Source organism: Cryptosporangium arvum DSM 44712 (assembly GCF_000585375.1).
Taxonomy (GTDB): domain Bacteria; phylum Actinomycetota; class Actinomycetes; order Mycobacteriales; family Cryptosporangiaceae; genus Cryptosporangium; species Cryptosporangium arvum.
Window position 1 is genome coordinate 1,858,026 of the sequence record NZ_KK073874.1, and the last position, 25,546, is coordinate 1,883,571.

Genomic DNA, 25,546 nt, shown 5'->3' on the forward strand with positions numbered 1-25,546 from the left:
CGTTGTGCTCGGGCCTATTCTCAGTGTGTGGCCACGCTTCCGGAACCCACCTCGCGCCCGGATACCGACCCGGCCTCCGGCCGGCTCTCGGCACCGGTATCACCCGCCCCGCCGCCCGAAGCCCCGCAGGCACCGGTAGCCTCGTCGTCGTTCGCCGCTCCCGAGCCGTCGGCTCCCGCCGCTCCCGAGGCGTCAGCTCCGCCCGCTGCCCCGGAGCCGCAGGCGGCGCCGGCGCCCGCCTTCGAGCCGCTGGCGGCCGAGCCGTTGGCTCCGCCGGCCCCGGCCTTCCCGGAATCGGCCACCGCTCCGTCGGCGCCGGGCGCGGAGGCGGCGGTTCCCCCGGCGCCCACGTCGGGCCCGGGCGCCGGGGCGCCGGGGCGGATGGACATGCGTGCGTCCAACACGGACCGGGAACGGGTGGCCGCGGCCCTGCACGAGGCCGCCACCGAAGGCCGCATCGACCTCCACGAACTCGACGCCCGCCTCGCGCAGGTCTACTCGGCCCGCACCTACGGTGAGCTGATCCCGCTCACCCGGGACATCCCGATGCCGCGCGCGGAGTTCACCCCGGAACCGACCACGAACACCGCCGCGCACCCGGTGCTCCCGCCCTCCACCTGGGCGGCCGCGGTGATGAGCGGCTTCAAGCGCTCCGGTCCATGGACCGTGCCCGAGAAGTTCGAGTGCATCGCCTTCTGGGGCGGCGGCGAGGTGGACCTCCGGGAAGCCGTGTTCACCAGCTCCACGGTGACGATCCGCGCGGTGGCGATCATGGGCGGCATCGAGATCACCGTGCCGGAGAACGCGACCGTGCACGTCAACGGCATCGGCATCATGGGCGGTTTCGACGACAACGCGACCGGGCCCGGCGTACCCGGCGCCCCGGTCATCATCGTCACGGGCCTGTCGTTCTGGGGCGGCGTCGACGTGAAGCGCAAGCCTCCGAAGGCCGAGATCGAACGCCGCCGCCTGGAACGCAAGCGCCTCAAAGCCGACAAGCGAAACCGCCGCGACCTCGACGACTAACTGAACCGGGGCGCGGAAGCACCGGTCAGGTGACCGGCGGGGACCTTCCGGCCGGCCAGCACCAGGAGCAGGTCGGTGGCGTGGCCGGAGAGCGGTTCGCCGTCGCCGACGCTCCAGTCCAGGTCGTCGGCGCACAGCCGGACGCCGGTCAGGTCGACGCCGAAGTACTTCTGGCCGTGCTCGACGTCCCAGGCGTCCAGCACCGCGCGCACCGTCGGTTCCGGCACGGGCCAGTCCACGCCGAGCGGCACCATGACGTCGAGCGCGTGCACGGTCTCGTGCGTGAGCGTCGTCGGGTACCCGGTGCCCGGTGGCTTCCACGGGTGGTGGACGTTGTCGCGGATCGACGCGGTCAGCTCGGCGCTGGAGAGCGCGGCGGCGTCGGCGGCCGCGCGGCGGTCGTTCAGCCGGTGGAAGTTGAAGCCCGCCAGCGCGAAGTGCCAGAAAAACCGGCCGGCGGGGTAGCGGAACTCCATCGCGACGTGCGCGATCACCTCGCGGACGCGCCAGCCGTCGCAGAGCGTCGGGGCGTCCCAGCTCGCTTCGGGGAGCGACGTGAGCGTGTCGGCGAGCTGTACTCGCTGCGCGGCGATGAGGGTGCGGATCATCGGGGGGACATCCTTTCGGAGTGCGGTCTTCACCCCACCGACGAACGGCCACCGCCCACCGAGGACAGGCGCCGCCGGAGAAATTTCCGCTCCGGTTCGGTCGCGGCCTTCCGGATCGCCTCGCGGTAGGCGTCGGCGGCTTCGGTCGTGCGGCCCAGACGCCGGAGGAAGTCGGCGCGGACGGCCGGGTGGAGCGGGTAGTCCGCGAGCGCGTCGCCGAGGTCGTCGAGGAGCGCGAGCCCGACCCGCGGACCGTAGGCCATGCCGACCGCGACCGCCTGGTTGAGCGCGACGACCGGCGAGGGCACCTGTTCGCGCAGCGCCCCGTAGAGCACCGCGATCTGCCGCCAGTCCGTGTCCGCCGCGGTCGGCGCCGTCGCGTGGCACGCCGCGATCGCCGCCTGGATGACGTACGGCCCGGAGCCACCGGCGGTCTCGAGAAGGCGTTCGGCTTCGGCGATCCCGGCGGCGTCCCAGGTGGAGCGGTCCTGTTCGTCCAGCGGCACCAGCTCGCCGTCGGCGTCGACCCGCGCCGACGAGCGGGAATCGTGGAAGAGCATCAGGGCCAGCAGGCCGGCGGCCTCGGGTTCGTCGGGCATCAGGTCGCGCAGCAGCCGGGCCAGCCGGATCGCCTCGCCGGTCAGCGGGCGGCGCACGAGTTCGGTCCCCGCGGTGGCCGCGTAGCCCTCGGTGAACAGCAGGTACAGCACCGCGAGCACGGCCGGCGTCCGCGACGGCAGGAGATGCGCGGGCGGCACGCGGTACGGGATACCGGCGTGCTTGATCTTCTGCCGCGCGCGGACCAGACGCTTGGCCAGCGCGGCCTCCGAGGTGAGGAAGGCCCGCGCGATCTCCGGCACCGACAGGCCCGCGAGCGTCCGCAACGTCAGCGCCACCCGGGCGTCGAGGGCGAGCGCGGGATGACAGCAGGTGAACATCAGTCGGAGCCGGTCGTCGGCCACGTCGTACCCGGCCGGTTCGTCGACCGGTTCCCGCGCCAGTTCGCGGAGCTTGGTCGCTCCGACGGCCTCCCGCCGCAACCGGTCGATCGCGCGGTTGCGGGCGGTCGTGGTGAGCCACGCGCCGGGGTTGCGCGGCACCCCCTCGGCGGGCCACCGCGCCAGCGCCTGCGCGAACGCGTCCTGCGCGGCCTCTTGGGCGAGCTCCCAGTCCCCGGTCACCCGGATGAGCGTGGCGACGATCTGCCCCCACTCCTCGCGGAACGCGCGCTCGACGGCGTCCGCGGTCACAGGAGCGGCCGCACCTCGATGGAGCCGTACGTGGCCGCAGGGTGTTTCGCGGCGATCTCGAGCGCCTCGTCCAGGTCGGCGCACTCGATCAGGCAGAACCCGCCGATCTGTTCGCGGCTCTCCGCGAACGGCCCGTCGGTCAGCAGCGTCTCGCCCTCGCGGACGCGGACGGTGGTCGCGTCCATCGGCGGGTGCAGGCCGGCGCCGCCGACGAGCACACCGCGGGCGAGCATCTCGGCGTCCCAACCGCCGCACCCGTCGTTCGCGTGCCCGGCGGCGGTCTCGTCGCCGGCGATCAGCAGGACGTACTTCATTTTCGACCACCTATCGCCAGGCGAAGACCGGCTGTTCGAGGTGCGCCACCGAGGTGGGGCGTCCGTGCAGCGCCACTTCGCGGAACTGGTAGAGCACCGCGGCCGTCGGCGCGTGGATCAAGCTACCCACCAGCGGCAGCTGGATCACCGGATCGTCGGACTCGGGGATCCGCAGGTAGCGCGGTTCGACGTCGAGGTCGGCCAGCGGGATCGTGTACAGCTCGGCGACCTCGGCCGGGTTCGGCACCGGCGGCGGAACCACGCCGAGCGCGAGGACGACCGGGGTGATCACGTACCCCGACCGGGTGGCGTAGTCGTCGAGCGTGCCGATGCAGGTCGACCGGTCCGCGAACACGCCCAGCTCCTCGCCGAGCTCGCGCAGCGCGGCGTCCACCGCGTCCTCGCCCGGGTCGAACCGGCCGCCGGGCAACGCGAACTGGCCCGGGTGGGCGCGGAGTTCCGAGGTGCGGCGGGTGAGCCAGATGGCCGGCCGGTCCCCGGCGATCGCCAGCGCCACGGCGGCGCGGCGCAGCCCCTCGGACGGGAGGGAAGTGGGGCGAAAGGCGCGAACGTTCAGGAGAATCGCGTCCACATCCATGATGTCTAGACACTACGTCAACCGAAGTGGACAGTCGGATACTCTGCTCGACCATGGATGCTGACACCAGCGCGCAGCTGGACACCGGCACGCCGCATCCGGCCCGGGTGTACGACGCGTTGCTCGGCGGCAAGGACAACTTCGCCGCCGACCGCCAGGTCGCCGACGCGATCCGGGCCAACCCCGCCGGGGAGATCGGCCCGCTCGCGAACCGCGACTACCTGCGCCGGGTCGTCACGTTCCTGGCCGGCGAGGTGGGCATCGACCAGTTCCTCGACGTCGGCACCGGGCTGCCCACGTCGCCGAACGTCCACGAGGTCGCGCAGAGCGTCAACCCGGCCGCGCGCGTGGTGTACGTCGACAACGACCCGATCGTTCTCGTGCACGCCCGCGCGCTGCTCGTCGGCGGCACCACCAGCTACGTCGACGCCGACATCCGCGACCCGGAGACGATCCTCGCCCACGCGCGGGTGACCCTCGACTTCCACCGGCCGGTGGCGCTGCTGCTGCTCGCGATCGGCCACTTCCTGGACGACGAGGACGACGCCTACGGGGTGGTCCGGCGTCTGGTGGACGCTCTACCGCCGGGTTCGTACCTCGCGATGTCGCACCTCACCGGCGAGTTCCAGCCCGAGGAGACGAAGAAGACCGAGGCGATGTACAAGGCGCAGGGCATGACGCTGCGTGCCCGGACCAAGGACGAGTTCACGCGGTTCTTCGACGGCCTGGAGCTGGTGGAGCCGGGCGTGACGCTCACCCACCGGTGGCGGCCGGACGCGCTGGACCGCGTCCCCGCCGACACCCCGGGGGAGCAGGCACCCGGCTACGGAGCCGTCGCCAGGCGCTAGGTGGGCCGTGTCCCGCGGATCCGGACCCGGCCGCCGGCCGCCGGCCTAGAACTTGTCGCGCCAGCTTCGCTTCGGACGCCAGCCGAGGAGCCGTTCGGCCTTGGCGCAGTCGATCCCGCTGGCGTCGGGGCGCGTGACCGGACGCAGTTCCGTCGGCGCATCCGGGTACACCGCGCGCCAGGTCGCGTGCAGGTCCCGGCCGCCGATCGTGTCCGCGGCTGCGATGTAGAGCACCTCGTGACCGGGGACGTCGGACTCCGCGGCCAGCACGATCGCGTCGCCGAGGTCGTCGGCGTCGACGTAGGACCAGCCGGTGAGGCTCTGTGCGTCCGGGTCCTCGAGCATCGGACCGAGGTTGAGCGGGTAGCTGGCGTCGTTCTGCACCCAGGTGGGGCGCAGCGACAGGATCTTGACGTCGGAGCGCTGCACGGCCGCGTCGCACAGCTGCTCGCCGAAGAACTTCGAGAGCCCGTACGGGTCGTGCGGTGTGCACGGGTGCTCTTCGTCCAGCGGCAGGTACCGCGGGTAGGCCGGACGCTCGGCGAAGTGGAAGCCGGTGGCGGTCTCGCTGGAGATGTTCACCAGGCGGGGCACGCCCCAGCGCACGCAGGCCTCGACGACGTTGAACAGGGCGCCGATGTTGTTGGTGAAGACCGTGGCGGGCGCGTGGCTGCCGGGCGCCGGGATCGCGGCGGCGTGGACCACAGCGTCGTAGCGGCCGCCCTTCGGTCCCTCGCCCGCGCTGATGCCCCCGACCAGCGCGTACGCGTCGCCGGCGGCGCCGAGGTCGGCGGTCACGTACGGCACGCGGTCGACCGGAGCGGCGTCCGGAGCCGGTCGGTTGAAGCTCGGTGGCGTCAGGTCCGACGCGGTGACGTCGTGCCCTGCGGCGACGAGCGCGGCGACCGCGGCGGCGCCGACTTTGCCTCGTGCGCCGGTTACCAGAATCCTCATGTGTTACCCCCTAGGAATGCGCCTCGTGATCATGGCCGATACGCACGTGCCGAAACGCGCCCGGGACCTTCCGTCCGCTCTCTGGGCCGCCGTCGACGACGCTGACCTGGTGATTCACGCGGGCGACTGGGTGGATGCCAGGCTCCTGGACACGCTCGGGGAACGGAGCGCGCGGCTCGTCGGTGTGTACGGCAACAACGACGGACCGGCGTTGCGGGCACGGCTGCCCGAGGTCGCCCGGCTCACGCTCGACGGCCTGCGCCTCGCGGTGGTGCACGAGACGGGGGCGGCGGCCGGCCGGGAACGCCGGTGCGCGGCGGCCTACCCCGACACCGACGTGCTCGTTTTCGGGCACTCGCACATCCCGTGGGACACCACCGCGCCGAACGGCCTGCGCCTGCTCAACCCCGGCTCACCCACCGACCGGCGTCGGCAGCCCTACGCGACGTTCCTGACCGCGCGCGTCGAGGACGGGGTGCTCACCGCGATCGACCTGCACCGCGTCGAGCGGTGAGCACCCCGGGCGGCCCACCGGATCAGGCCGGGTTGCGCCAGGCGCGTCCGTGCCGCCCGATCAGGCGATCGGCGTCCGACGGCCCCCAGGACGCCGCCTCGTACGTCGGGATCGGGCTCTTGTCGTTCGCCCAGTGCTCGATGATCGGGTCGACGATGCGCCAGCACTGCTCGACCTCGTCCGTCCGGATGAACAGCGTCGCGTCGCCGAGCAGGGCGTCCAGGATCAGCCGCTCGTAGGCCTCCGGCGACTCCTCCTGGAACGTCTGGTCGTACGAGAAGTCCATGCTCGCGGTACGCACCCGGAACGAGTGGCCCGGCACCTTCGCGCCGAACCGCAGCGAGATGCCCTCGTTGGGCTGGATGCGCAGGATCAGCGCGTCGGCTTCGAGCTCGGTGAGCTGGTTGCCGGGGATCGGCAGGTGCGGGGGACGTTGGAACGTGAGCGCGACCTCGGTGACCCGGGCCGGTAGCCGCTTGCCGGTGCGGACGTAGAACGGCACGCCCGCCCAGCGCCAGTTGTCGACGTCGAGCCGGAGCGCGGCGTAGGTCTCGGTCCGCGAGAGCGGGTCGACGCCCTGCTCGTCGCGGTAACCGGCCATCAGCTCCTCGCGGGTGCCGCCCCGGGTGTACTGACCGCGAACCGCCACGTCGGCGACGTCCCGGTCGGTGGGCAGCCGGATCGCCTGGAGCAGCTTGACCTTCTCGTTGCGCAGCGCCTCGGCGCCGAACGAGGCCGGCGGCTCCATCAGGGCCAGCGCGAGCACCTGGAGCACGTGGTTCTGGACGATGTCACGCATCGCGCCCGCGGTCTCGTAGAAGCTGCCCCGGGTGCCGACGCCGAGCGTCTCGGCCACCGTGATCTGCACCGAGTCGACCCAGGACCGGTCCCAGATGGGCTGGAAGATCGAGTTCGCGAACCGCAGCGCGAGGACGTTCTGGACGGTGTCCTTGCCCAGGTAGTGGTCGATGCGGAAGACCTGGGGCTCCTCGAACGCGCTGTGCACGGTCGCGTCGAGCTGCCGGGCGCTGTTCAGGTCGCTGCCGTACGGCTTCTCGATGACGAGCCGGGAGAAGCCCTCCTCGGTGCGCGCCCGGTTGAGGCCGGCGAGCGCCAGCCCGTTGATGATCGGGCTGAACGCCTGCGGCGGCGTCGAGAGGTAGAACAGGTGGTTGCCACGGGTGCCGCGCTGCTGGTCGAGCTCGTCGAGCAGCGTCGCGAGGGTCTTGTACGTCTCCGGGTCGTCGTAGCCGCCGGAGACGTAGCGCAGCCCGCCGCCGGCCAGTTGCTGCAGGTCACCGAGCCCGTTGCCGCCGAGGATCGACTCCTGGAACTGCTCGTCGCTCATCGGCGTCCGCGCGACGCCCACCAGCGCGAACTCCTGCGGCAACCGCCCGTGACGAGCCAGGCTCGCGACCGCAGGGATCAGCTTGCGCCGAGTCAGGTCACCCGACGCACCGAAGATCACCAGCGTCGACGGCGGCGCGCTCCGGTCGTTCGAGTAGTGCGGACCGATGTCCATCGTCTTTGAACCTCTCCGGCGTGGTCTTTATCGATGCAATCGATAGGTGCGTTGAACGTATTCCTGCGTTGTGAACCACGGACGACTGGCGCGTTCGGTTGAACACCGCACCGAACCGCCTGGGAGGCTGCTTCCCGTGCCGGCCCTCCTGACCTTCGTTCGGACGCTACCCGGGGCGACATTTCTGGGGAGCGTCGCCGTGTTGCTCGTCACGACGGCGCTGGCCGTCTCCGGGGCGCCGCTGGGCCCGGACCTCGCCGCGGCACGCGCGCTGTCCCGGGGCGACGGACCGGCCGCGCTGGTGACCCAGCTCGGCTCGGGCGCGGTGCTGTACCCGGTGCTGGTCCTGGTGGCGTTCGGGCGCCGAGCCGGCGGGGCGTCGTGGCGGAGCGCGGTGCTGCCGATCGTGATCCTCGCGGCCGCGCAGACGCTGGAGGCGGTCACGTTCGTGACGCTGGCCCGCCCTGGCCCCGGCGGCGGCACGGTGTCGTTCTCGTCCGGCCACGCGATGGCCGCGGTGCTGGGCTGGGGCCTTCTCGCGCGGGAGTTCCGGCGCCGTGTCGGTTACCTGCTGGTCGCGATCGTGGCGCTCGTCGTCGGGCTCAGCCGCGTGGCGCTGGAGGTGCACTGGCTGAGCGACGTCGTCGCCGGGTGGGCGTTCGGGGTTCTCGCCCTGGTGGTGAGCCGCTGGGTGGTGGTTCCCGACGTCGCCCCGAGCCCGCGGCTGACGTCCTCGCGGTGGGCGTGGGCGCTGCCGGCCTTCGCGGTGTCGGTACCGGTGGTTCCGCTGTTCACGGTGCCCGGCGACGACCGCATGAAGGACCTGCTCGTCTACTACGGCGCGGGTTCGTTCGCCGGGACCGGGTCCGACGTCTACGAGTTCCGCACGGTGTTCGACATGCCGTTCACCTACCCGCCGTTCGCGGCCCTGCTCAGCGAGCCGCTGTCGCGGGTGCCGCTGGGGCTGCTGCAGGTGCTCTGGGCGGTGGCGTCGCTGGCCGCGCTGGTGGGGGTAGCGCGGATCGGGATGCGGCCGGTCGTCGAGCGGATCGGGTTGCCGGTGACGCTCGCGGTGCTGCTGGTCTCGGCGCCGGTCCGCAGCCATCTGCGGTTCGGGCAGGTCGGGCTGTTCCTGGTGCTGCTGGTGGCCGCCGACCTGCTGCGCGCACACCGTCGTCGGGGCGGAGGGCTCGGCGTCGCGATCGCGGTGAAGCTGACGCCCGCGGTGTACGGGCCGTGGCTGCTCGTCACCCGGCAGTGGCGGGCGTTCTGCTGGGCCGTCGGCGTATCGGTCGCCGCCACGGTCGCGGGGCTGCTGCTGCTCTGGCCGAGCGCGGAGGAGTACCTCTGGCGCGCGCTCTGGGACAGCGACCGGTTCGGCGCCAACGACGTGGTCGGCAACCAGTCGGTACGCGGGATGCTGCTGCGCAGCGGCCTGCCGGAAGTGCCGCTGCTCTGGCTCGCGTCGGCGCTGGTGCTCGTCGTCATCGGGACGTACGGCGCGTGGCGGTTGGAGCTCAGCGGAAATCGCCTGGGTGCGGTGGGGGTGCTGGCCGCCTTGTCGGTCGCGGTGTCCCCGACCTCCTGGGTGCATCACCTGGTGTGGTTCGTGCTGCCGCTCGCGGCCCTGGTGGCGGCGCGCCGGTACTGGTTGTCGCTCGCCTGGGCGGTGGTGCTCACCGTGAGCCTGCCCTCGATCGGCGCGTCCGGCCTGCGCGCGGGTACCGCCCACCCGGCCTTCTGGCATCTGGTGATCGACGCCCAGGGCCTCACCGCGGTGGCGACCGTGCTGTTCCTGCCCCTGCTGGTGCGGTCCCGCTCCGATCGCGAGCTCGAACCGGCCGTGCCCGGCCGCGGCGAGGTTCGCCGGAGCGCAGCGGTCAGCGAGCGTCGATCACCGCGGTAGTCGGCCGGTGGCCGCGACGAGCTGGTCGAAGGGCGGCGCGTCGGCCGCGACCCGCACGCGTGGGCCGAAGAGCCCGGGGATGCCGTCCGGGCTGCCCTCGACGGTGGCGCTCACCCAGGCGTAGGCGCTCCCCACCGCGTCGGCCAGGGCGGGGTCGTCGCCGGGATAGCGGCGGCCGAGCGCGACGGCCAGGTCCCATCCGTGCACGAGCACCTCGTTGAGCGCGACCGCCCCGGCCTGGTCGCCCGGCAGGTCGAGACCACCGGCGCGGGTGGCGCCGGTCCAGGCCTCCGGGGCGGCCCAGGCGTCGCCGAGGGCCACCAGCCGAGCGGGGATCCGATCGCGCCAGTCGTCGCCGAGCTGCGACGAGTCCGGAGCGGGCGGCGGGCCCGACGTGCCGAGACCGGTCTTGGTGGCCGCGTCGGTGAACGCGCCGGCCAGTGAGTCGAGGTGAACCAGCAGCTCGGCGATCGGGATGCCGCCGGACGGCGTCCGCTCGCCGAGCTGGTCGTCGCGGACGTCGCGGACGAGACCGGCCAGGATGTCGGTGGCGGGACGCAAGTCGGTGACCATGCGTCACCTTGGCACAAATCCGCTGGCGCCGGGAGCTACCCTCGAGGTGGTCGAAATTCCGACGAACGAGAGGAGCCCGCTGTGTCCACGCGTGCCGTCCTCCGGTCGCCGTTCGACGTGATCCTCGTGTCTCCGGCCCTTCCGGCGTTCCAGCCGCGCGGCTGACGCCGTCACGCCCGCTCGCCGGGCGTCCACATTGCGCAGTTCACGGAGCCCAGCCATCGAAGGCCCTTCACCATGCGCACCGTCCGAAATCTCGGCATTCTCGCCCACGTCGACGCCGGCAAGACCACGATCACCGAACGGATCCTCTATGCGACCGGAACCACCCACAAACGCGGGGAAGTGCACGACGGAACCACCGTCACCGACTTCGACCCCCAGGAGCGCGACCGCGGGATCACCATCTTCTCCGCCGCGGTCAGCTGCGTCTGGAACGACCACCGGCTGACGCTCATCGACACGCCGGGCCACGTCGACTTCGCGGTCGAGGTGGAACGGGCGCTACGCGTGCTCGACGGCGCGGTCGCGGTGTTCGACGGGGTCGCCGGGGTGGAGCCGCAGAGCGAATCGGTCTGGCGGCAGGCCGATCGGTACGGCGTGCCGCGGATCGCGTTCGTCAACAAGCTCGACCGGGCCGGCGCGGACTTCGACGCGACGGTCGAGTCGATCCGGACGAAGCTCGACGCGGTGCCGCTCGTCGTCCAGCTGCCGATCGGACGCGAGGACGGGTTCGCCGGTGTGGTCGACCTCGTCGCGATGCGTGCGGTGCGCTGGCCCGAGGAGGACGGGCCGGTCGTCGGACCGGTGCCGGACGGGCTGCTCGCGGACGCGGCGGCCCGGCGGCGCCAGCTCGTCGAAACCGTCGCCGAGCGGCATCCGGCCGCGCTCGCGGAGTTCCCGGACGTGTCCGACGCGACGCTCGTCGCCGCGCTGCGCGACCTGACCCGCGCCGGAGCGGGCGTGGTCGTGCTCGGTGGGTCCGCGTACCGCAACCGGGGCATCGAGCCGCTGCTCGACGCGATCGTCGCCTACCTGCCCTCGCCGTCCGGAGAGGCGGCGGCACCGCTGGCCGCGCTCGTGTTCAAGGTCGCGGTCACCGCGACCGGCCGGCTCACGCACGTCCGGATCTACTCCGGGACGCTGGAGAAGGGAGACACCGTGCTGGACGCCGCAACCGGACGCACCGAACGGGTCGGCCGGATCCTGCGTGTGCAGGCCGACCGGCACACCGAGGTGCCGCGCGCGGCCGCCGGGGACATCGTCGCGCTCGTCGGTCCGAAAGCCGCCGCGACCGGGGCGACGCTGTGCGCGCCGGACGCTCCGCGGCTGCTCGAACCGGCGGCGTCGGTCGACCCGGTCGTCTCGGTGGCGGTCGAAGCCCGCCGGGGCGCCGACACGCAACGGCTGGCCACCGCACTGTCGCGGCTGGTCGCCGAGGACCCGGCGCTGCGTGTCCGTACCGATCGCGAGACCGGCCAGACGCTGCTGTCCGGGATGGGGGAGCTCCACCTCGAGGTCGCGGTGGAGAAGATCCGCCGCGATTCGGGGCTGTCGCTCGGTGTCGGGCGGCCGCGGGTAGCCCATCGCGAGACGGTGGTGACCGGGGTGTCCGGGTTCACCTACCGGCACGTCAAGCAGGACGGCGGCGCCGGACAGTTCGCGGTGGTGACGTTCGACGTCGAGCCGGGTGCGGACGGTTTCTCGTTCGAGTCGGCGGTCGTCGGCGGCGCCGTGCCACGGGAGTACGTCCGGGCGGTCGAGGCCGGCTGCCGGGACGCGCTGGCCGAGGGACCGGTCGGTGGGTCGCCGGTGATCGGCGTCCGGGTCCGGCTGGTCGACGGCGCAACGCACGCCAAGGACTCGTCGGAGCTCGCGTTCCGAACGGCGGCCGAACGCGGTCTGCGTGCCGCGCTGCGCGCGTGCGTCGTGTCCGTGCTCGAACCCGTCGTCGAGATGACCGTGACGGTGCCCGCCGATGCCGTCGGCGGCGTACTCGGGGACCTCGCCGCGAGGCGGGGGCGGGTCGTGGACTCGGTGGCCCGGGGCAGCACGATCGTGGTGACCGCGGTCGTTCCGCTGGCCGAGCTGTTCGGGTACGCGACGAAGCTGCGTAGCCGGAGCCAGGGCCGGGGCACGTTCACGTCCCGCCCGAACGGTTACGCACCCGCGGCGTGAGGTGGTGGCCGGGGCGTCCTCGCGACGCCCCGGCCTTCCGTCACCGGAGCAAGCGGAGATCCTCGGTGGTCACCGTTCGGCGGCGCACCAGCAGGTGCGCGACCTCGTAGTAGTCCGGCAGCGTCAGCTCCCGCCGTCGTTGCGCCTCGTCGTCGGGGCCGGGCACCGGCGCGAAGACCCGAATGCCTTTGTGGACGGTGGTCGGCGCGGCCGGCAACCCGAGCTCCCGCTCCTCCAGCTGTTTGCGGGCCGCGACGCGGTCACGCAGTTCCGGGAGCTCGGTGAGGTACAGCTCGCAGAGCCGCCGGACGTGGTCGCGGATCTGGTTGCGGGTCCGGCCCGGCAATCGCCGGTGCACCTCCTCGTAGGAGGCCGGCAACCGGCGCCCGCGGATCAGCGGCTCGCAGAGCGCCGCCGCGACCGGCCGCAGCTCCGGGGGAACGGGCGGCATCGTGGTCGTCGGCCGGTCGTCCCGCACCGCGGGCAACGCGGGCTCGGCGCGTTGCTGGGCCACGACGAGCACACATCCGTCCGGCCCGTGGACGTAGGCGAGCTCACCGGGGACCGACTGCGCCGCGCCCGGGTCGCGGCGCGCCGGATCCCGCGGTGGCAACGGCGGTAGCGGCGGCATCCCCGGCTGGGTGATCCACAGCTCGTGTTTGTCGGACAGGTTGCGGACCCAGAGTTCCCCCTCCATCCGCCAGATCGTCCCGGCGACCCGGGATAGTGACTCTCCGTTGATCGCGGAGAAAATGATCAGGTCGCACTCGTCGTCGCGTCCGAACGTGATCCGGTCGCCGTCCCGGGCGAACGTCCGGACTTCGTCCGGTTCATAGAAGTACCAAACCGCTAATACGGGATCCTCTCCCATGATCAACCCCCCACAGGTGTTCCCCCATTTTGCGCTTCGGAGGCAAGTGGGAAATCACCCAGTGTGGTCAGCGGGGGCGCCAGCGCTTCCAGAGCGCGGCGGCGGTGGCGCGGACCTTGCCGTCCCAGATCAGTTCGACGTCCGCCGTGATCTGCGGTTCGGTGGCCGACGTGACGACCGCGCGCAGCTCGACGGTCTCCTTCAGCGGCGCCGGCCGCAGGTAGCGCACGTCGAGCCCGGCCGTCACGTACGACAGCGGCACGCCCGGCAGCGGCGGCCACCCTTGCCGCTCCGCCTCGAGCATCACCGCCGCGGCGCTGTGGCAGTCGAGCACCGTCGAAATGATTCCGCCGTTGAGGAATCCGAGACCGTTGTCGTGCTCGAGCCAGGGCGTGAACTGAGCGGTGACGTATCCGTCGGCCGGATAACTGCGCAGTTTGAGGCCCCTGTCGTTCCCGTGGCCGCACCCGAAGCACGGAAGGTCGGGATAGAGGCGTTCCTGGATGCTCTCGGTCATGAAAGACGACGGTAATTGAATTGTCGCGGGTGTTCCCGCTGCTTACCGTGGTTTCCGACAGCCCTTCATTTAAAGGACTTTTCGGATCCCACGGAAGGAGACCCGGTGGACGTCCTCGTTCTGAACGCCGATCTCGGCCCGCTCCACCGGGTCAGCTTCCGGCACGCCGTGCGGATGCTGGTCCGCAGAGTCGCCGAGGTGCACGAATCGCATCCCGGTCGGCTGGTGGGAAGCTACCCGGCGCCCCGGGTGGTGCGGCTGGTCACCTACGTGGTGACGCGCTGGCGGCACAGCCGCGGTCCGGGCTGGTCGCGTCCGGGTGTGCTGGTGCGTGACCGCCGGTGCTGCGCGTACTGCGGACGTCCGGCGTCCACCGTCGACCACGTCCTGCCGCGCTCGCGCGGTGGTGCCAACAGCTGGGCGAACACGGTCGCGGCCTGCGGGCCGTGCAACCACCGCAAGGGCGATCGGACCCCGGCCGAGGCCCGGATGCCGCTGCGGTTCGCGCCGGCCGCGCCCACCTGGGCCGCACTCGGGATCTGACGGGCCCCCGGAGGGGTGGGGCCCTACGCCGTAGCCGAGCACGAATCGCGGGGCACGGCCTAGGCTCTTCCGATGTGACCCGCGCCCCCGGTGACCTGCTCGTGCACCTTCGCCGAGCCCGGGACCACGCCGACCGGCACTACCGCGAGCCTCTCGACCTCGAGAGGCTCGCGGCGGTGGCGGGCCTGAGCAAGTACTACTTCGCGCGGATGTTCGCCGCCACGTACGGCATCACGCCGGCCGCGTACGTCTCCCGCCGCCGCGTCGAACGCGCTCAAGACCTGCTGCGCGCCACGAACCTCACGGTCACCGAGGTGTGCGCCGCGGTCGGCTTCGCCAGCCTCGGATCGTTCTCCAGCCGGTTCCGGGAGATCGTGGGGGAGACGCCGAGCGAGTTCCAGCGCCGCTGGGCGGCCACCGGCGCACCCCACATCCCGGGGTGTTTCGTCTTCATGTGGGGGCTGGCCGAGACCTCCGCAAGCCAGGAGAAGCGCCCGGACGCCGACGGCTCCTAGCCTGGTCCCATGATCACAAACATCGCCATCACCAGCGTATTCGTGAAGGACGTCGACGCGTCCAAAGCCTTCTACCTCGACGTGCTGGGTTTCGTGGAGAACGCTGACATCACGCTCGCCGACGGCTCCTACCGGTGGTGCACGGTCAGCCACCCGAGCCAGCCCGAGCTCGCCGTCCACCTCACGGTGCCCGGTCCGCCGCACTCACCCGAGATGGTGGCGGCGATCAACCGCGCTCTCGACGAGGGCGGCATGCACGGCCTCGGCCTGAACGTCGACGACTGCCGCAAGACCTACGATGACCTGCGCGCGAAGGGCGTCGAGTTCATCCAGGAGCCCGAGGAACGGCCCTACGGCGTCGAGGCCGTCGCCCGCGACAACTCCGGCAACTGGATGGTGCTCGTCGAACACAAGGCGTTCAGCCCGGCCGACTTCGGGTAACTTCCTGTTCCGTGCGGAACCTTGTGGTGGTCATGGGCGTGACGGGCTGTGGGAAGAGCACGGTCGGGAAGCTCCTCGCCGAACGGTTGGGCGTCGACTTCGCCGAAGGTGACGACCTGCATCCACAGGCCAACATCGACAAGATGACCGCCGGTCACCCGTTGACCGACGAGGACCGGTGGCCCTGGCTGGCCAAGATCGCCGACTGGCTCGCCGATCACGCCGCCGAGGGCGGCGTGATCCCGTGCTCCTCGCTCAAGCGCAGCTACCGGGACCGGTTGCGGCAGGGCGCTCCGGACGTCTGGTTCCTGCACGTCGACGTCGATCGCGACACGATCGTCAAGCGGGTCTCCGAGCGCAAGGGCCACTTCATGCCGGCGACGCTCGTCGACTCGCAGTTCGCCACGCTCGAACCGCTCGTGGCCGACGAGGCCGGAGCGCCGATCGACGGCACGCAGACGCCCGAAGAGATCGTGGAAGACGCCCTGCGCCGCTTGAATGGCTGACATGGAGCTCGACGGGGTTTCCCTGACCAACCTCGACCAGCCGCTCTTCGACGGCGCCGACGCGACGAAGCGCGACCTGGTCGAGTACGTCGACGCCCTGCACGAGCGGATGATCACGCACCTGCGCGACCGGCCCCTCTCGGTGATCCGGGTGCGGCCGGGCCAGCAGCCGTTCATGCAGAAGAACGTTCCGAAGTACACGCCGGAGTGGGTGCCGACGGTCGAGCACTGGGCCGAGTCGTCGCACCGGCAGATCTCGTACGCGCTGGCCAACGACCGCCGTACCCTGCTCTGGTTGGCCAACCAGCGGGCCATCGAGTACCACCCGGCGCTGGTGCGTGCCGGGCAGTGGCACACCCCGACGCACCTGATCATGGACATCGACCCCCCGGAAGGGCGGCCGTTCGGTGTCGCGGCGGCGGCCGGGCTCCTCGTCCGCCGTGCGCTGGAGGACCTCGGGCTGACCGGGGCCGTGAAGACCAGCGGGGCGAAAGGGCTGCACATCTTCGTCCCGCTCGACGGTTCGTCCGGGCCCGAGGACGTGGCCGCCGCGACCAGGGCGCTGGCGGCCCGGGCCGCCCGGCTCGACCCGTCGCTGGCCACGACCGCGTTCATCCGCGAGGACCGCGGCGACAAGGTGTTCCTCGACTCCACCCGGGCCGGCGGCGCGACCGTGGTGGCCGTGTACAGCCCGCGGATCCGGCCGGGTGTCCCGGTGTCGTTCCCGGTCGCGTGGGACGAGCTGGAATCGGTGACGCCGGGCGATTTCACGCTACGCACTGCTGTGGGCCGGTTGGGTGAACTGGATCCGTGGGCCGAGGCGATGCCCGCGCCGCAGGCGTTGCCGGCGGATCTGATCGCCGAGGGACACACGATCCCGATCGCCCGCGTGCAGGCAATGCACGAGGGGAAGCGCCGCAAACGAGCGGCTGAGAAAGGTGCTGAGCCGGGCGTCTGAGCGGGCGGGTCCGGGGTTGGAGCCGGGACGCTCGCGGGGGGACGGGCCGACCGCGTCCGGCGGTCGGTGGTGAGGATTGTCGGGCGTGCTCGGCCAGGGCGAGCGTCCACGCCGGGTTGTCACCATCGTTCATCGCTCGGCGTAATCGAACGGACGCGCCCGCTTCAGGGGTGCCGGAGCGGTGCTGCTGCTGCAGGGACGCCGTACGGGCGCCGTCGCCGTCGCCCCAAGGCGTGGTGAGGGGCGTCTCGGGCTTCGGCGGGCCTTGAGCTAGGCCGTGTCCTGCGGATCTCGCTCGCAGCGAGGCACCGCTCAGGCGTCGTCGGGCAAGGCGGAGGAGCATCCGGCTGCCGCTGGCTAGTGGGCAGTTGTTGTATCCGGATGGTCCGGCAACTCGGCCTGGCGGCGGCTGAGCGGAGCCGCGGCCGAGCACGGATTCGCAGGACACGGCCTGCGGGTGAACTGGATGCTGGCCCGGCTCCGGGCGAAGGGTTGACCGAAGTCGTCGCGTTGCTTTCCGGGGCTACGGCGAGGCCGATGACGGTGGGTGTAGGCGCAGCGTCCGGCGTAGGTAGTGGTTCGGCCGGACCCGAGGAACGTGATCGAGGGGATGGCCGGAAGTCGACCCGTGTCTTCGATGACTGTGGGCATGCGCACGGGTTGGTGGGGCCGGCGGTTTCGCTCCCGTGGCGGGCGGTTTGCGGTGTTTATGGGCGGGAATTCCGGTTCTATGACTGCTCATGATCTCGACCTCGAAGCGGTCGACTTTCTGCTCAATCAGCACGCGCAGATCCGGGCGGGCCTGCGTGAAGTGGCGGGTGCGCACGGCCCGGCGAAGGCGGCAGCGTTCGCGGATCTGCGTCGGCTGATCACCGTGCACGAGACCGCGGAGCAGGAGGTGTTGCACCCGCGCATGCGTGAGCTGGTGCCGGGACCGCCGGATGCCGGTGCGCGACCGGCTCGAGAGCGGGAGTCTTCGGCAGCGGAGTCGTCCGCGCCGGGGTCGTTCGGGTCGGGGTCGTTCGGGTCAGGGTCGTTCGGGTCGGGGTCCTCTGCGCCGGCCGGTGCGGCTTCGGCGGCGGCGCGGCTCGATGTGAACTCCCTGCTCGGGCAGGAGCGGCACGGCACCGAGCTGCTGGCGGAGCTCGACCGGCTCGACCCGGCGTCACCGGAGTTCGACAAGCGCTTCACCCGGCTGGCGGTCGAGATCATCGCGCACGCCGACCACGAGGAGCTCGAGGAGTTCCCGGTGGTGCGCGAGCGACTGGACCTCGACGAGCGGCTACGCATGGGCCACGCACTACGGGTGGCCGAAGCCGCCGCCCCACGCCATCCCCAACCCGCCGCCACCCCGGCCTCGGTCGGCGCGATCGTCGACCGAGTCCGCACCGCCCTCCGCGACGTCTTCACCTCCCACTAACCGCCCAACCAGCCCTCTCCGCCGTCGCGTAGGCCACTTGATCCGCCGCCGTGCTCACTGACGCACCCCCCATGGCCCCGGCCATCCCGAGTCGCGCACGCCAGTTGATCCGATGGTCGCGTACGCGGACTTCCGCCCCGGCAACCCCTCCTCTTCCACGTTGTGCACGCGGGCGCACGCCGGTCTCGTCCGTACGGTGGGCGCTGACTCGTCCGGCGTTGGGCACGCCAGATGGGTCGGCTTCATGCGCGCCGGCTGTATCGGCGTCGTGCACGGCAGTTGAATCGGCGTAGTGCGCGCCGGTGGAATCGGTGCGGGGCTATTCGGCGTCGTGGACCACCAGGGCTACCTGGACTCGGTTGGTCAGGTCGAGCTTCGTCAGGATCCGGGTCATGTAGGCCTTCACGGTGGCTGTGCTCATCAGGAGTTCGCGCCCGATTTCGCTGTTCGTGCGGCCCAGGCCGACCAGCGCCGCCACTGCTCGTTCGCCGTCGGTGAGGCGCCCGAGCAGGCGTCGGGCCTCGTCGCGCCGGGGGTCGCGTTCCGGCTCCGCGGCGAAGGCCATCACCCGCCGGACCACGGCCGGTGACAGTATCGGCTCGCCCGCGGCGACCTGCCGGATCGAGCGGGCGATCTGCTCCGGGGGCGTGTGCTTGAGCAGGAACCCGCTCGCACCCGCGCGCATCGCGCGGCGGATGTGCCGGTCGGTGTCGAACGTGGTCAGCACGATCACCTCGGGCGGATCACGGCGCGCGCGGAGCTGTTCGGTCGCGGTGAGCCCGTCGATGAGCGGCATCCGGATGTCCATCAGCACGACGTCGGGGTGCAGGCGGTTGACGGCGGGAAGCACGTCGGCGCCGTCGCCGACCGCGCCGACGACCGTCAGGTCGTCGAACTGGCCCAGCATCATCTCCAGACCGGCGCGGACCAGCGCGTCGTCGTCCACGATCAGCACCGAGACGGTCACGGCGCACGCTCCGGTACCCACGCGCACAGGCGGAACTCGCCCGACCGGGTGCGGCCGTGCTCGAGCGTGCCGCCGAGGAGCTCCATGCGTTCACGCAGGCCGATCAACCCGCTGCCGGCCCCGGGCAACGCCGCCCCGTTCGCGGCGCCGACGGGGTTGGTGATCTCCACGGCCAGGCCGCCGTTCCGCTCGGCCAGCACGACGCGAACCGGTACGTCGGGCGCGTGTTTGCGTGCGTTCGTCAGCCCCTCCTGAATCACCCGGTAGACGTGCCGCCCGGCGCCGTCCGCGGCCGCGGTGAACTCCGGCCGCTCGAGCGTGACCTCGGTGCCGGCCTCGCGGGACTGCTCGACCAGCGCGGGGACGTCGGCGAGTGTCGGCTGCGGACGGTCGGCGTCGGCGTCGTCGCTGCGGAGCATGCCGATGACCTCGCGCAGATCCTCCAGCGCCGCGTAGGCGGACTCGCGGATCACCCCGGCGGCCCGGCGTTCGTCCTCCGGTGCGCTCTTGCGGACCTCCAGCGCCCCGGCGTGCACGGCCAGCAGCGAGATGCGGTGGGCGAGCACGTCGTGCATCTCGCGGGCGATGCGTTCGCGTTCGGCGTGCCGGGCCTCGTCGACGCGCAGGCGCTGGCCCTCCTCGGCCTCGCGGGCCCGCACCTGCCAGGACTCGACGAGGAGCCGCTGCGACCGCACGAGCTTGCCGCTGGCCACGACGGCGGCGTCGATAGCCACGACCGCGACGATCGCGACCGGGTACTCCGGGTCGTGGCGCGCGATCGCGGTGAACGCCCCGACCAGGAGGAACAGGTGCAGGCCGACGACCGCGAGCGTGGCGGGCCAGCGGCAGCGCCGGGCGACCACCCCGAGCGCGACCGCGGCCGGCCCCATCGAGAGCGTCGAGACCGTCATCAGCGGGATGAGCGCGATCGCGATCGGTATCGTCCAGCGGCGCCGGGCGACGACCATCGCGGCGACGGCGAGGAGGCCGACGACCACGTCGACGACCGGGCGCGCCGGCTTCTCGTCGGCCAGGAAGAACAGCCCGACGACGACCGACAGCACCGCCAACCCGAGGTCCGACCGCCATCGCATGGGTTCACCGTAGGCGGGGGGTGTGACGCTCCGCCGCGTCCGAGCGGCGATCTGTGGATAGACCTTGGTCGACGCCTAGCGCTCGTCCGCGGGGCGGGAGTCCCAGCGCCAGCCGTCCTTGCGGTCGGGGTGGCCGGGCAGCGAGCCGCGGCCGGTGGCCCAGAGCAGCGCCGGCCAGGGTTCGGCCTCCGGCGGCGCGTCGGGGAACAGCCGGTGCAGGGCGCGGGCGCACAGGTCGGCCGGCGGCTCCCAGGGCCGCTGCAGGCCGCGGGCGAGATCCTCGCCGTGCACGAGCGTCTCCACGACCCCCATCGCGGCGAAACCCTCCGGGTCGGAGAGCCCGAAGCTGTGATGGGCGCGCCGGTCGGGCGGAGCGTCGCGGACCGCGCTCCCGAGGAAGACCCCGCACACCTCGAGCGCCTGCAACAGCCCGGCGGTGCCCGCGTTGGCCTGGAGGAACAGGCTGTTGGCCGGACCGCCGTCGCGGGCGGAGTGGTAATCGAACGGCACCAGGTCGTCCCGCGGTGGATTCGACGCGGCGACCTGGATCGCGTACGTGAACAGGTCGTCGATCAGGTGCTCCAGCGTTTCCCAGCAACTCCAGCGCAGGCCCCCGGCGGGTACCCGCCAGGCGCTGTCGGGCACGTCGGCGAAGGCCCTCCGGAGCAAATTGACGCTGAGGGACACGTCGTTTCCGGTGACGGGTTCCATGGGCGGGACTGTACGTGCTGATCCCCGTTTCGGTGGAGGCCTTTTTCGAACGTAAAGGTGAGCTTCAGGAGGCTCTTCGCAGTGACGACACCGGCGACGGGACACTCGCCCCGTGCTCATCTACGTCACCGCGATCACCGCGAGCCCGGGCCGCATCTGGAACGCGTTGATCGACCCCGCGCGCACCGCCCGGTACTGGGGGCACCACAACGTCTCCACCTGGACGACGGGCGAGCGCTGGGAACATCGCCGGGTCACCGACGGCGGCGCCGAGACGGTGGGCGAGGTGCTGGAGATCGACCCGCCGCGCCGGCTCACGCACAGCTGGGCCCGGGCCGGTGAGGAGCACGACCCGGCGCGGGTGTCGCGTGTGACGTTCGACCTCGAGCCGGTGGGGCCGCGGGTGCGGCTCACGCTCACCCACGAGGGCCTGCCCACCGACCAGGTGGCCGGGGTGGGCGCGGGATGGCCGTTCGTGCTCGCGAGTTTGAAGGCCTATCTCGAAACCGGATACCCTCATCTCGCTCGGTGAGATACCTATCGCGTCCGCAAATTCGTGGTGCGAAATGAGGCGTCGAAATGCGTCATTGTTATTCGACTCCGATTCGGCGTAGTGCGGCGAGTGATTCGCGTCGGTCGCACTCGATACGCGCATAGGCCACGGCCTCGGCCATTCGCTCATTACCCGAGGTGACCGCGCGAAAGAGTTGCCCGTTACCGGCGGCCGGATCGGGGGAGTCGGGTTCGGTGGTGAGGTAGAACAACCAGGTCATTCGGCCGGACACCGGGCGCATCAGCGTCGTCATCAACGCATTTCCGGTGAGCTCGACGATCGCGTCGTGGAAGCCGGCCCTGGCCTGGGCGACCTGGTAGGCGTCACCGTCCGTGGCCTCGGCCCTGGTGCGTTCGAGCGCGGCGGCCAGCGGCGCGGTGTCGGCGCCGGCGGCGACCTTGCGGGCCGCGTACACGGCCGCGCCGACCTCGAGGTAGAGACGCAGGTCGAACAGGTCGTCGGCGGCCGCGACCGACCACGTGGAGACCACTGTGCCCCGTCGGGGCAGCGTCCGGACGAACCCGTCCCTCTCGAGTAACGGCACCGCCTCGCGCAGCGGTACGCGGGACACCGCGAGTTCCTCGGCCAGGCGTTGTTCGGCCAGGCGGGAGCCCTGTGCGTACTGGCCTCGGATAATGCCCTCGCGGAGGGTGGCATAGATCTGCCGGGAGAGAGATTCCGGCTTCGACAGCGATCCGGTGGGTTCAGCCATCGCATTCCTTGCGAGCATCCGGGCGCATGTCTCTACTATCCCGGATTCCGAATCAGACGCGACCATCGGATTGGGTACGAGCGACCCCATACCTCGGGGGTAGAGGTATTCGATACCTCGGCGGGACGCTGGCCGGAGGGATAAGGCGCACGCTCGGTACCGGACGGATCGACCGGCCGTTTTGCCGATCAACGAGGTGCGTGATGGTGCAACAGTCTTTGGTTCGAACTGATACAGGAGTGTCGCCGGGTGCGGAGCGGCCGCCACGGGTGGTGCGTGCGGCCACCGTGGCGTGGGTGGCCGCCGTGGCCGCTGGGGCCGTCGAGGCGCTGGGAATGTCAGTGGCGTGGGCGCTGGGTGAGGTGCCCGGCCTGAGCGGCGGATCGCTCGCGGCCGGCCTCGGGGTGCGAGCGGTCGTGTACACGGTCGTGCTGCTCGTCGTCGCGCGGTTCTGGCGCGGGCGGAACTGGGCGCGTCTCACGCTGGCGGTGGGGTTGGGCGTCGTCGGGATGCTGTCGCTCGTCCTGGAGCCGGTCAGCTGGCTGGCCGACGGCCACTCGCTCGCGGACGCGCTCAGCGAGGGCGGCCTGGCGCTCGCGTTGACGATCGCGATCAGGGCGCTGCACGTCGCGGCGGTGCTGGTCGGGCTCGCGCTGATGTTCCGCCCGGAGGCTAACCGGTACTTCCGGGACGCCCGGCGAGGGCTTCGCGCGCGTGGGTGAGGAACGCGGCCGCGGCGGGGTTCGTGGGGCCGGACGCCCGCCAGGCGAGCGCGAGCTGGCCGCGCAGCGCGGGTTCGACGATCGCGATCGGACGGACACCGTGGGGTGGGGGCGTGACGACCGACGCCGGCAGGACGGCGAGGCCGAGCCCGCGGGCGGCCAGCTCGGCGAGGAGGAACGGATCGCTGGCCTCGAACGCGATCGACGGCGCGAACCCGGCGGCCGCGCACGCGTCCTCGAGCCGCGACCGGATGCCGGTGCCCTCCGGGAGGCTGATCAGCGGCGACGCACGCAGTTCGGAGAGCGCCAACAGGTCGCGTCCGGCCAGCGGATGGTCGGCCGCGACCACGCCGACCAGGGGTTCGTCGGTGACGAGCTGGGTGGCGAGCCCGGGTGGGGCGGTGCTCGGGAGGCCGATGATCGCGGCGTCCAGGGTGCCGGCGCGGACCGCGAGCGTGAGCTCGTCGGAACCGTCCTCGGTCAGCGTGACCTCCACCGCCGGATACCGCCGGTGGAACTCGGCGAGAATGCCGGGCAGCCCCAGCGGCCCGCAGGACGTGATCATCCCGAGCGCGACCCGGCCGCGGAGCAGACCGGTGAGCTCGTCCACGGCCTGCCGGGCCGCGTCCACGGCCGCGAGCGCCGCCCGCGCGTACGGGACGACCGCGGTGCCGGCCTCGGTGAGGCGGACCGACCGGCCCGAGCGGTCGAGCAGCGGCTGGCCGAACTCCCGCTCGAGCCGGCGGATCTGGGCGCTCACCCCGGGCTGAGCGACCCGGACCCGGTCGGCGGCCTTGGTGAAACTGCCGGCGTCGACGACCGCGAGGAAGTACGCGAGCTGACGAAGTTCCATAACCGCTGATTCTAGAAGCGAGAAGAAACTGCTCTTTGACGTCTGGATGCGGGCGCGGAACGGTGGGGACATGACTACCGCTGCTACCCCCGAAGACCTGGCCCGGCTGTTCGTCGAGCGGTGCAACGCGAACGACGCCGACGGAATCGCCGCGCTGTACGAGCCCGACGCGGTGCTCGGGTACCCCGCCGGATCGACCACCGTCGGACGGGACGCGATCCGGGCGCTGTTCGAGAAGGCCGCGCCGATGATGCCGGAGATGACCGTCGAAGAGCCGCGGCCGACGCTGTACTTCGGCGACCTGGCGCTGACCGCCACCCGTCCCGCCGACGGCACCGGGGGCCGCGCCCAGGTGGCCCGCCGCCAGCCGGACGGAACCTGGCTGCGCATCCTGGACCGGCCCGAAGCCTAGGCTTCAGCGCGCTTGATCAGCGCGTAGACGAGGGTGACGAAGCTGGCGGTGGAGAGCACCGCTCGCACCACGTTCCAGCGCACCCAGGACGTTTCGAAGGCGGCCCGCACGGCGTGGAGGTCGGTGATGCGTGCCGGGTCGCCGGCGCGGTCGAGCTGGTCGTTCAGCGGCACGTTTATCGCGAACGTGATCAGCAGCGTCGCCACGTAGAGCACGACGGCCACCGCGATCCACAGCGCCACCGCCCGGGTGCCCGCCCGCCACTCGACGACCGCGGCGAGCACGGTGAGCAGCAGCGCGCCGCCGAAGCTGAACGCGAACCACCCGTTCAGGATGGCGACGTTGATCCGCTGCATGGCGTCGACGAAGGATCGGTCGTCGGCCTGGCGCAAGCCGGGCATGACCGCGATCGCGAACGAGTAGAACAAGCCGGCCGCGAGACCGGACGCCGTCGTCGCGGCGACCAGCGTGATGTTCCTGAACAGCATTTCCGCCTCCGTGCACCGTGGACCGTTGTGGTCTCCAGTGAACGGCCGGACGCCGGTCGCCGACCATCGCCGCGCAGCTCACGCACATGCGCGAGCGTCCACGGCCCTAGCCGAACGCCTTCTTCGCGGCGGCCGAGCCGTCACGGGCGGCCGCGAGGAAGCCGAAGGTGCCCTGGTCGCGGAACTCGGTGGCCGCGTCGACGGCGGCCTTGAGGGCCGCGAAGGCGAAGCTCCCGCCGACCGAGACGCGGCTGACGCCGAGCTCGGCCAGCTCGGCCACGGTCGGGCCGGACGGACGGGCGAGCACGTTGACCGGCCGGTCGACCGACGTCACCACCGCGCGGATGTCCTCGGCGGTGGTGAGCCCGGGCGCGTAGAGCACGTCCGCGCCCGCCTCCTGGTAGGCCTGCAACCGGGCGATCGTGTCGGCCAGGTCGGTGCGGCCGTACAGGTAGTTCTCGGCCCGCGCGGTGAGCACCAGCCGTACCGGCCCGGCGTGGGCCGCGTTCGCCGCGGCGGCGATGCGTTCACCGGCCAGGCCGAGGTCGTAGATCGGGGCGTCGTCGCGTCCGGTGGCGTCCTCGACGGAGAGGCCGGCCAGCCCCGTGACGAGCGCCGCCGTCACCGCGTCGGCCACCGCGTCGGGTGCGTCGGCGAAGCCGTTCTCGAAGTCGGCCGCGACCGGCAGCTCGGTGGCCGCGGACAACGCGGCGGCGTGCGCGAGCGCTTCGTCGCGGGTGACCTCGCCGTCGAGCCGCCCGAGCGTGGCCGCGTGCCCGCTGCTCGTGGTCGCCAGCGCCTTGAACCCGAGCGACGTGAACAGGACCGCGGACCCGACGTCCCACGGATTCGGGAACAGCAACGGACGCTCGGCGCGGTGCAGTTCGAGGAAGTGCCGCGCCTTCGCGGCCTGGGTCGTCGGCGTCTGCTCAGTCATGCGAAGAACCTAGCGTCCGGACCGTGTGCGAGGCT

At 71.9% G+C, this 25,546-nt stretch carries 30 protein-coding genes; 14 read left to right on the forward strand and 16 right to left on the reverse strand.

Annotation, left to right across the window (positions count from 1 at the left end; translation table 11 throughout):
* The first annotated feature begins 27 nt into the window (after positions 1-27).
* On the forward strand, positions 28-1,026 hold the full coding sequence (locus CRYAR_RS48530) for a DUF1707 SHOCT-like domain-containing protein (protein ID WP_211247342.1): 999 nt from the start codon (positions 28-30) through the stop codon (positions 1,024-1,026).
* On the opposite strand, the gene CRYAR_RS08635 is transcribed toward CRYAR_RS48530, so the two are convergent.
* The 4 genes from CRYAR_RS08635 to CRYAR_RS08650 are packed head-to-tail and all read right to left on the reverse strand — an operon-like array spanning position 1,023 to position 3,796.
* Complete coding sequence (locus CRYAR_RS08635) at positions 1,023-1,634, reverse strand: maleylpyruvate isomerase family mycothiol-dependent enzyme (protein WP_035849677.1); 612 nt, start codon at positions 1,632-1,634, stop codon at positions 1,023-1,025. The two genes, CRYAR_RS48530 and CRYAR_RS08635, sit on opposite strands and share 4 nt — an antisense overlap.
* Before the next feature lie 29 nt (positions 1,635-1,663).
* Positions 1,664-2,884, reverse strand: a complete 1,221-nt coding sequence (locus CRYAR_RS08640) for an RNA polymerase sigma factor (RefSeq protein ID WP_035849679.1) — start codon at positions 2,882-2,884, stop codon at positions 1,664-1,666.
* Positions 2,881-3,198: a YciI family protein gene (locus CRYAR_RS08645; RefSeq protein WP_035849681.1), complete on the reverse strand. Its 318-nt coding sequence runs from the start codon at positions 3,196-3,198 to the stop codon at positions 2,881-2,883. Before CRYAR_RS08645 ends, CRYAR_RS08640 begins: the two co-directional genes overlap by 4 nt.
* A 10-nt stretch (positions 3,199-3,208) precedes the next feature.
* Entirely contained in the window at positions 3,209-3,796 is a 588-nt protein-coding gene (locus CRYAR_RS08650) for an NUDIX hydrolase (RefSeq protein ID WP_035849684.1), read from the reverse strand.
* Positions 3,797-3,849: 53 nt separating this feature from the next.
* Between CRYAR_RS08650 and CRYAR_RS08655 the strand changes: the two genes are divergently transcribed.
* The gene (locus CRYAR_RS08655; RefSeq protein WP_035849686.1) at positions 3,850-4,644 is read left to right on the forward strand and encodes an SAM-dependent methyltransferase; all 795 of its coding nucleotides are present in this window, start codon (positions 3,850-3,852) and stop codon (positions 4,642-4,644) included.
* Between the two features lie 45 nt (positions 4,645-4,689).
* Here the strand turns inward: CRYAR_RS08655 and CRYAR_RS08660 are convergent, their stop codons facing one another.
* Entirely contained in the window at positions 4,690-5,598 is a 909-nt protein-coding gene (locus tag CRYAR_RS08660; RefSeq protein WP_035849688.1) for an NAD-dependent epimerase/dehydratase family protein, read from the reverse strand.
* A 16-nt stretch (positions 5,599-5,614) separates the two neighbouring features.
* Here CRYAR_RS08660 and CRYAR_RS08665 point away from each other — a divergent pair, with 16 nt between their 5' ends.
* Positions 5,615-6,112, forward strand: coding sequence for a metallophosphoesterase family protein (locus tag CRYAR_RS08665; protein ID WP_035849690.1), 498 nt, complete (start codon positions 5,615-5,617; stop codon positions 6,110-6,112).
* A gap of 22 nt (positions 6,113-6,134) precedes the next feature.
* Here the strand turns inward: CRYAR_RS08665 and zwf are convergent, their stop codons facing one another.
* A complete protein-coding gene (gene zwf, locus CRYAR_RS08670) occupies positions 6,135-7,634 on the reverse strand; it encodes a glucose-6-phosphate dehydrogenase (RefSeq protein WP_035849692.1) in 1,500 nt (499 codons plus the stop codon).
* 199 nt (positions 7,635-7,833) lie between these two features.
* On the opposite strand from zwf, the gene CRYAR_RS08675 reads away from it, so the two are divergent.
* Entirely contained in the window at positions 7,834-9,540 is a 1,707-nt protein-coding gene (locus CRYAR_RS08675; RefSeq protein ID WP_157017506.1) for a glycosyltransferase 87 family protein, read from the forward strand.
* On the opposite strand, the gene CRYAR_RS08680 is transcribed toward CRYAR_RS08675, so the two are convergent.
* On the reverse strand, positions 9,529-10,113 hold the full coding sequence (locus tag CRYAR_RS08680) for a TIGR03086 family metal-binding protein (RefSeq protein ID WP_035849696.1): 585 nt from the start codon (positions 10,111-10,113) through the stop codon (positions 9,529-9,531). The genes CRYAR_RS08675 and CRYAR_RS08680 overlap by 12 nt on opposite strands.
* Positions 10,114-10,350: 237 nt before the next feature.
* Here CRYAR_RS08680 and fusA point away from each other — a divergent pair, with 237 nt between their 5' ends.
* Positions 10,351-12,291: an elongation factor G gene (gene fusA, locus CRYAR_RS08685; protein ID WP_051569941.1), complete on the forward strand. Its 1,941-nt coding sequence runs from the start codon at positions 10,351-10,353 to the stop codon at positions 12,289-12,291.
* Between the two features lie 40 nt (positions 12,292-12,331).
* Here fusA and CRYAR_RS08690 read toward each other — a convergent pair whose 3' ends face one another.
* Both CRYAR_RS08690 and CRYAR_RS08695 read right to left on the reverse strand, forming a co-directional pair.
* Positions 12,332-13,162, reverse strand: coding sequence for an FHA domain-containing protein (locus CRYAR_RS08690; protein WP_035849700.1), 831 nt, complete (start codon positions 13,160-13,162; stop codon positions 12,332-12,334).
* A 67-nt stretch (positions 13,163-13,229) separates the two neighbouring features.
* Entirely contained in the window at positions 13,230-13,679 is a 450-nt protein-coding gene (locus CRYAR_RS08695) for a PaaI family thioesterase (RefSeq protein WP_035849702.1), read from the reverse strand.
* A 105-nt stretch (positions 13,680-13,784) separates the two neighbouring features.
* Between CRYAR_RS08695 and CRYAR_RS08700 the strand changes: the two genes are divergently transcribed.
* From CRYAR_RS08700 to CRYAR_RS08725, 6 genes are all read left to right on the forward strand, one after another.
* Positions 13,785-14,222: an HNH endonuclease gene (locus CRYAR_RS08700; RefSeq protein ID WP_035849704.1), complete on the forward strand. Its 438-nt coding sequence runs from the start codon at positions 13,785-13,787 to the stop codon at positions 14,220-14,222.
* Between the two features lie 74 nt (positions 14,223-14,296).
* Positions 14,297-14,737, forward strand: coding sequence for a helix-turn-helix transcriptional regulator (locus CRYAR_RS08705; protein ID WP_035849706.1), 441 nt, complete (start codon positions 14,297-14,299; stop codon positions 14,735-14,737).
* Between the two features lie 9 nt (positions 14,738-14,746).
* A complete protein-coding gene (locus tag CRYAR_RS08710; protein WP_035849708.1) occupies positions 14,747-15,178 on the forward strand; it encodes a VOC family protein in 432 nt (143 codons plus the stop codon).
* A 32-nt stretch (positions 15,179-15,210) separates the two neighbouring features.
* On the forward strand, positions 15,211-15,684 hold the full coding sequence (locus CRYAR_RS08715) for a gluconokinase, GntK/IdnK-type (RefSeq protein WP_035861403.1): 474 nt from the start codon (positions 15,211-15,213) through the stop codon (positions 15,682-15,684).
* Positions 15,677-16,642 (forward strand): DNA polymerase domain-containing protein, encoded by a 966-nt coding sequence (locus CRYAR_RS08720; protein ID WP_035849711.1) that lies wholly within the window; start codon positions 15,677-15,679, stop codon positions 16,640-16,642. The genes CRYAR_RS08715 and CRYAR_RS08720 overlap by 8 nt, the downstream gene beginning before the upstream one ends.
* A gap of 730 nt (positions 16,643-17,372) precedes the next feature.
* A complete protein-coding gene (locus tag CRYAR_RS08725; RefSeq protein ID WP_035849713.1) occupies positions 17,373-18,062 on the forward strand; it encodes a hypothetical protein in 690 nt (229 codons plus the stop codon).
* A 319-nt stretch (positions 18,063-18,381) separates the two neighbouring features.
* Here CRYAR_RS08725 and CRYAR_RS08730 read toward each other — a convergent pair whose 3' ends face one another.
* The 3 genes from CRYAR_RS08730 to CRYAR_RS08740 all read right to left on the reverse strand — a co-directional run bounded on the left by CRYAR_RS08730 (position 18,382) and on the right by CRYAR_RS08740 (position 20,834).
* Entirely contained in the window at positions 18,382-19,029 is a 648-nt protein-coding gene (locus CRYAR_RS08730) for a response regulator transcription factor (protein ID WP_211247343.1), read from the reverse strand.
* Positions 19,026-20,123 carry a sensor histidine kinase gene (locus CRYAR_RS08735; protein ID WP_051569942.1) on the reverse strand — a complete coding sequence of 366 codons (1,098 nt, stop codon included), beginning with the start codon at positions 20,121-20,123 and terminating at the stop codon, positions 19,026-19,028. The genes CRYAR_RS08730 and CRYAR_RS08735 overlap by 4 nt, the downstream gene beginning before the upstream one ends.
* 75 nt (positions 20,124-20,198) lie before the next feature.
* On the reverse strand, positions 20,199-20,834 hold the full coding sequence (locus tag CRYAR_RS08740) for a maleylpyruvate isomerase N-terminal domain-containing protein (protein ID WP_035849715.1): 636 nt from the start codon (positions 20,832-20,834) through the stop codon (positions 20,199-20,201).
* Positions 20,835-20,946: 112 nt separating this feature from the next.
* Between CRYAR_RS08740 and CRYAR_RS08745 the strand changes: the two genes are divergently transcribed.
* Positions 20,947-21,366 carry an SRPBCC family protein gene (locus tag CRYAR_RS08745; protein WP_035849717.1) on the forward strand — a complete coding sequence of 140 codons (420 nt, stop codon included), beginning with the start codon at positions 20,947-20,949 and terminating at the stop codon, positions 21,364-21,366.
* A 58-nt stretch (positions 21,367-21,424) separates the two neighbouring features.
* On the opposite strand, the gene CRYAR_RS08750 is transcribed toward CRYAR_RS08745, so the two are convergent.
* Complete coding sequence (locus CRYAR_RS08750) at positions 21,425-22,099, reverse strand: GntR family transcriptional regulator (RefSeq protein ID WP_035849719.1); 675 nt, start codon at positions 22,097-22,099, stop codon at positions 21,425-21,427.
* 305 nt (positions 22,100-22,404) lie between these two features.
* Here CRYAR_RS08750 and CRYAR_RS08755 point away from each other — a divergent pair, with 305 nt between their 5' ends.
* Positions 22,405-22,821, forward strand: coding sequence for a hypothetical protein (locus CRYAR_RS08755; protein WP_211247344.1), 417 nt, complete (start codon positions 22,405-22,407; stop codon positions 22,819-22,821).
* On the opposite strand, the gene CRYAR_RS08760 is transcribed toward CRYAR_RS08755, so the two are convergent.
* Positions 22,772-23,674 carry a LysR family transcriptional regulator gene (locus CRYAR_RS08760; RefSeq protein WP_035849720.1) on the reverse strand — a complete coding sequence of 301 codons (903 nt, stop codon included), beginning with the start codon at positions 23,672-23,674 and terminating at the stop codon, positions 22,772-22,774. The genes CRYAR_RS08755 and CRYAR_RS08760 overlap by 50 nt on opposite strands.
* Positions 23,675-23,744: 70 nt before the next feature.
* On the opposite strand from CRYAR_RS08760, the gene CRYAR_RS08765 reads away from it, so the two are divergent.
* A complete protein-coding gene (locus CRYAR_RS08765; RefSeq protein WP_035849722.1) occupies positions 23,745-24,086 on the forward strand; it encodes a YybH family protein in 342 nt (113 codons plus the stop codon).
* Here the strand turns inward: CRYAR_RS08765 and CRYAR_RS08770 are convergent.
* Both CRYAR_RS08770 and CRYAR_RS08775 read right to left on the reverse strand, forming a co-directional pair.
* Positions 24,083-24,574: an anthrone oxygenase family protein gene (locus CRYAR_RS08770; RefSeq protein ID WP_035849724.1), complete on the reverse strand. Its 492-nt coding sequence runs from the start codon at positions 24,572-24,574 to the stop codon at positions 24,083-24,085. The genes CRYAR_RS08765 and CRYAR_RS08770 overlap by 4 nt on opposite strands.
* Positions 24,575-24,680: 106 nt before the next feature.
* Positions 24,681-25,511, reverse strand: coding sequence for an isocitrate lyase/PEP mutase family protein (locus CRYAR_RS08775; protein WP_035849725.1), 831 nt, complete (start codon positions 25,509-25,511; stop codon positions 24,681-24,683).
* Positions 25,512-25,546 lie beyond the last annotated feature (35 nt).

Excerpts from the sequence above, each read along its gene's own strand:
- CRYAR_RS08635 (WP_035849677.1), bottom strand. The coding sequence starts at position 1,634 with ATGATCCGCACCCTCATCGCCGCGCAGCGAGTACAGCTCGCCGACACG.
- CRYAR_RS08645 (WP_035849681.1), bottom strand. The coding sequence starts at position 3,198 with ATGAAGTACGTCCTGCTGATCGCCGGCGACGAGACCGCCGCCGGGCAC.
- CRYAR_RS08650 (WP_035849684.1), bottom strand. The coding sequence starts at position 3,796 with ATGGATGTGGACGCGATTCTCCTGAACGTTCGCGCCTTTCGCCCCACT.
- CRYAR_RS08655 (WP_035849686.1), top strand. The coding sequence starts at position 3,850 with ATGGATGCTGACACCAGCGCGCAGCTGGACACCGGCACGCCGCATCCG.
- CRYAR_RS08660 (WP_035849688.1), bottom strand. The coding sequence starts at position 5,598 with ATGAGGATTCTGGTAACCGGCGCACGAGGCAAAGTCGGCGCCGCCGCG.
- CRYAR_RS08665 (WP_035849690.1), top strand. The coding sequence starts at position 5,615 with ATGCGCCTCGTGATCATGGCCGATACGCACGTGCCGAAACGCGCCCGG.
- zwf (WP_035849692.1), bottom strand. The coding sequence starts at position 7,634 with ATGGACATCGGTCCGCACTACTCGAACGACCGGAGCGCGCCGCCGTCG.
- CRYAR_RS08680 (WP_035849696.1), bottom strand. The coding sequence starts at position 10,113 with ATGGTCACCGACTTGCGTCCCGCCACCGACATCCTGGCCGGTCTCGTC.
- fusA (WP_051569941.1), top strand. The coding sequence starts at position 10,351 with ATGCGCACCGTCCGAAATCTCGGCATTCTCGCCCACGTCGACGCCGGC.
- CRYAR_RS08690 (WP_035849700.1), bottom strand. The coding sequence starts at position 13,162 with ATGGGAGAGGATCCCGTATTAGCGGTTTGGTACTTCTATGAACCGGAC.
- CRYAR_RS08695 (WP_035849702.1), bottom strand. The coding sequence starts at position 13,679 with ATGACCGAGAGCATCCAGGAACGCCTCTATCCCGACCTTCCGTGCTTC.
- CRYAR_RS08710 (WP_035849708.1), top strand. The coding sequence starts at position 14,747 with ATGATCACAAACATCGCCATCACCAGCGTATTCGTGAAGGACGTCGAC.
- CRYAR_RS08715 (WP_035861403.1), top strand. The coding sequence starts at position 15,211 with ATGGGCGTGACGGGCTGTGGGAAGAGCACGGTCGGGAAGCTCCTCGCC.
- CRYAR_RS08720 (WP_035849711.1), top strand. The coding sequence starts at position 15,677 with ATGGCTGACATGGAGCTCGACGGGGTTTCCCTGACCAACCTCGACCAG.
- CRYAR_RS08725 (WP_035849713.1), top strand. The coding sequence starts at position 17,373 with ATGACTGCTCATGATCTCGACCTCGAAGCGGTCGACTTTCTGCTCAAT.
- CRYAR_RS08735 (WP_051569942.1), bottom strand. The coding sequence starts at position 20,123 with ATGCGATGGCGGTCGGACCTCGGGTTGGCGGTGCTGTCGGTCGTCGTC.
- CRYAR_RS08740 (WP_035849715.1), bottom strand. The coding sequence starts at position 20,834 with ATGGAACCCGTCACCGGAAACGACGTGTCCCTCAGCGTCAATTTGCTC.
- CRYAR_RS08750 (WP_035849719.1), bottom strand. The coding sequence starts at position 22,099 with ATGGCTGAACCCACCGGATCGCTGTCGAAGCCGGAATCTCTCTCCCGG.
- CRYAR_RS08760 (WP_035849720.1), bottom strand. The coding sequence starts at position 23,674 with ATGGAACTTCGTCAGCTCGCGTACTTCCTCGCGGTCGTCGACGCCGGC.
- CRYAR_RS08765 (WP_035849722.1), top strand. The coding sequence starts at position 23,745 with ATGACTACCGCTGCTACCCCCGAAGACCTGGCCCGGCTGTTCGTCGAG.
- CRYAR_RS08770 (WP_035849724.1), bottom strand. The coding sequence starts at position 24,574 with ATGCTGTTCAGGAACATCACGCTGGTCGCCGCGACGACGGCGTCCGGT.
- CRYAR_RS08775 (WP_035849725.1), bottom strand. The coding sequence starts at position 25,511 with ATGACTGAGCAGACGCCGACGACCCAGGCCGCGAAGGCGCGGCACTTC.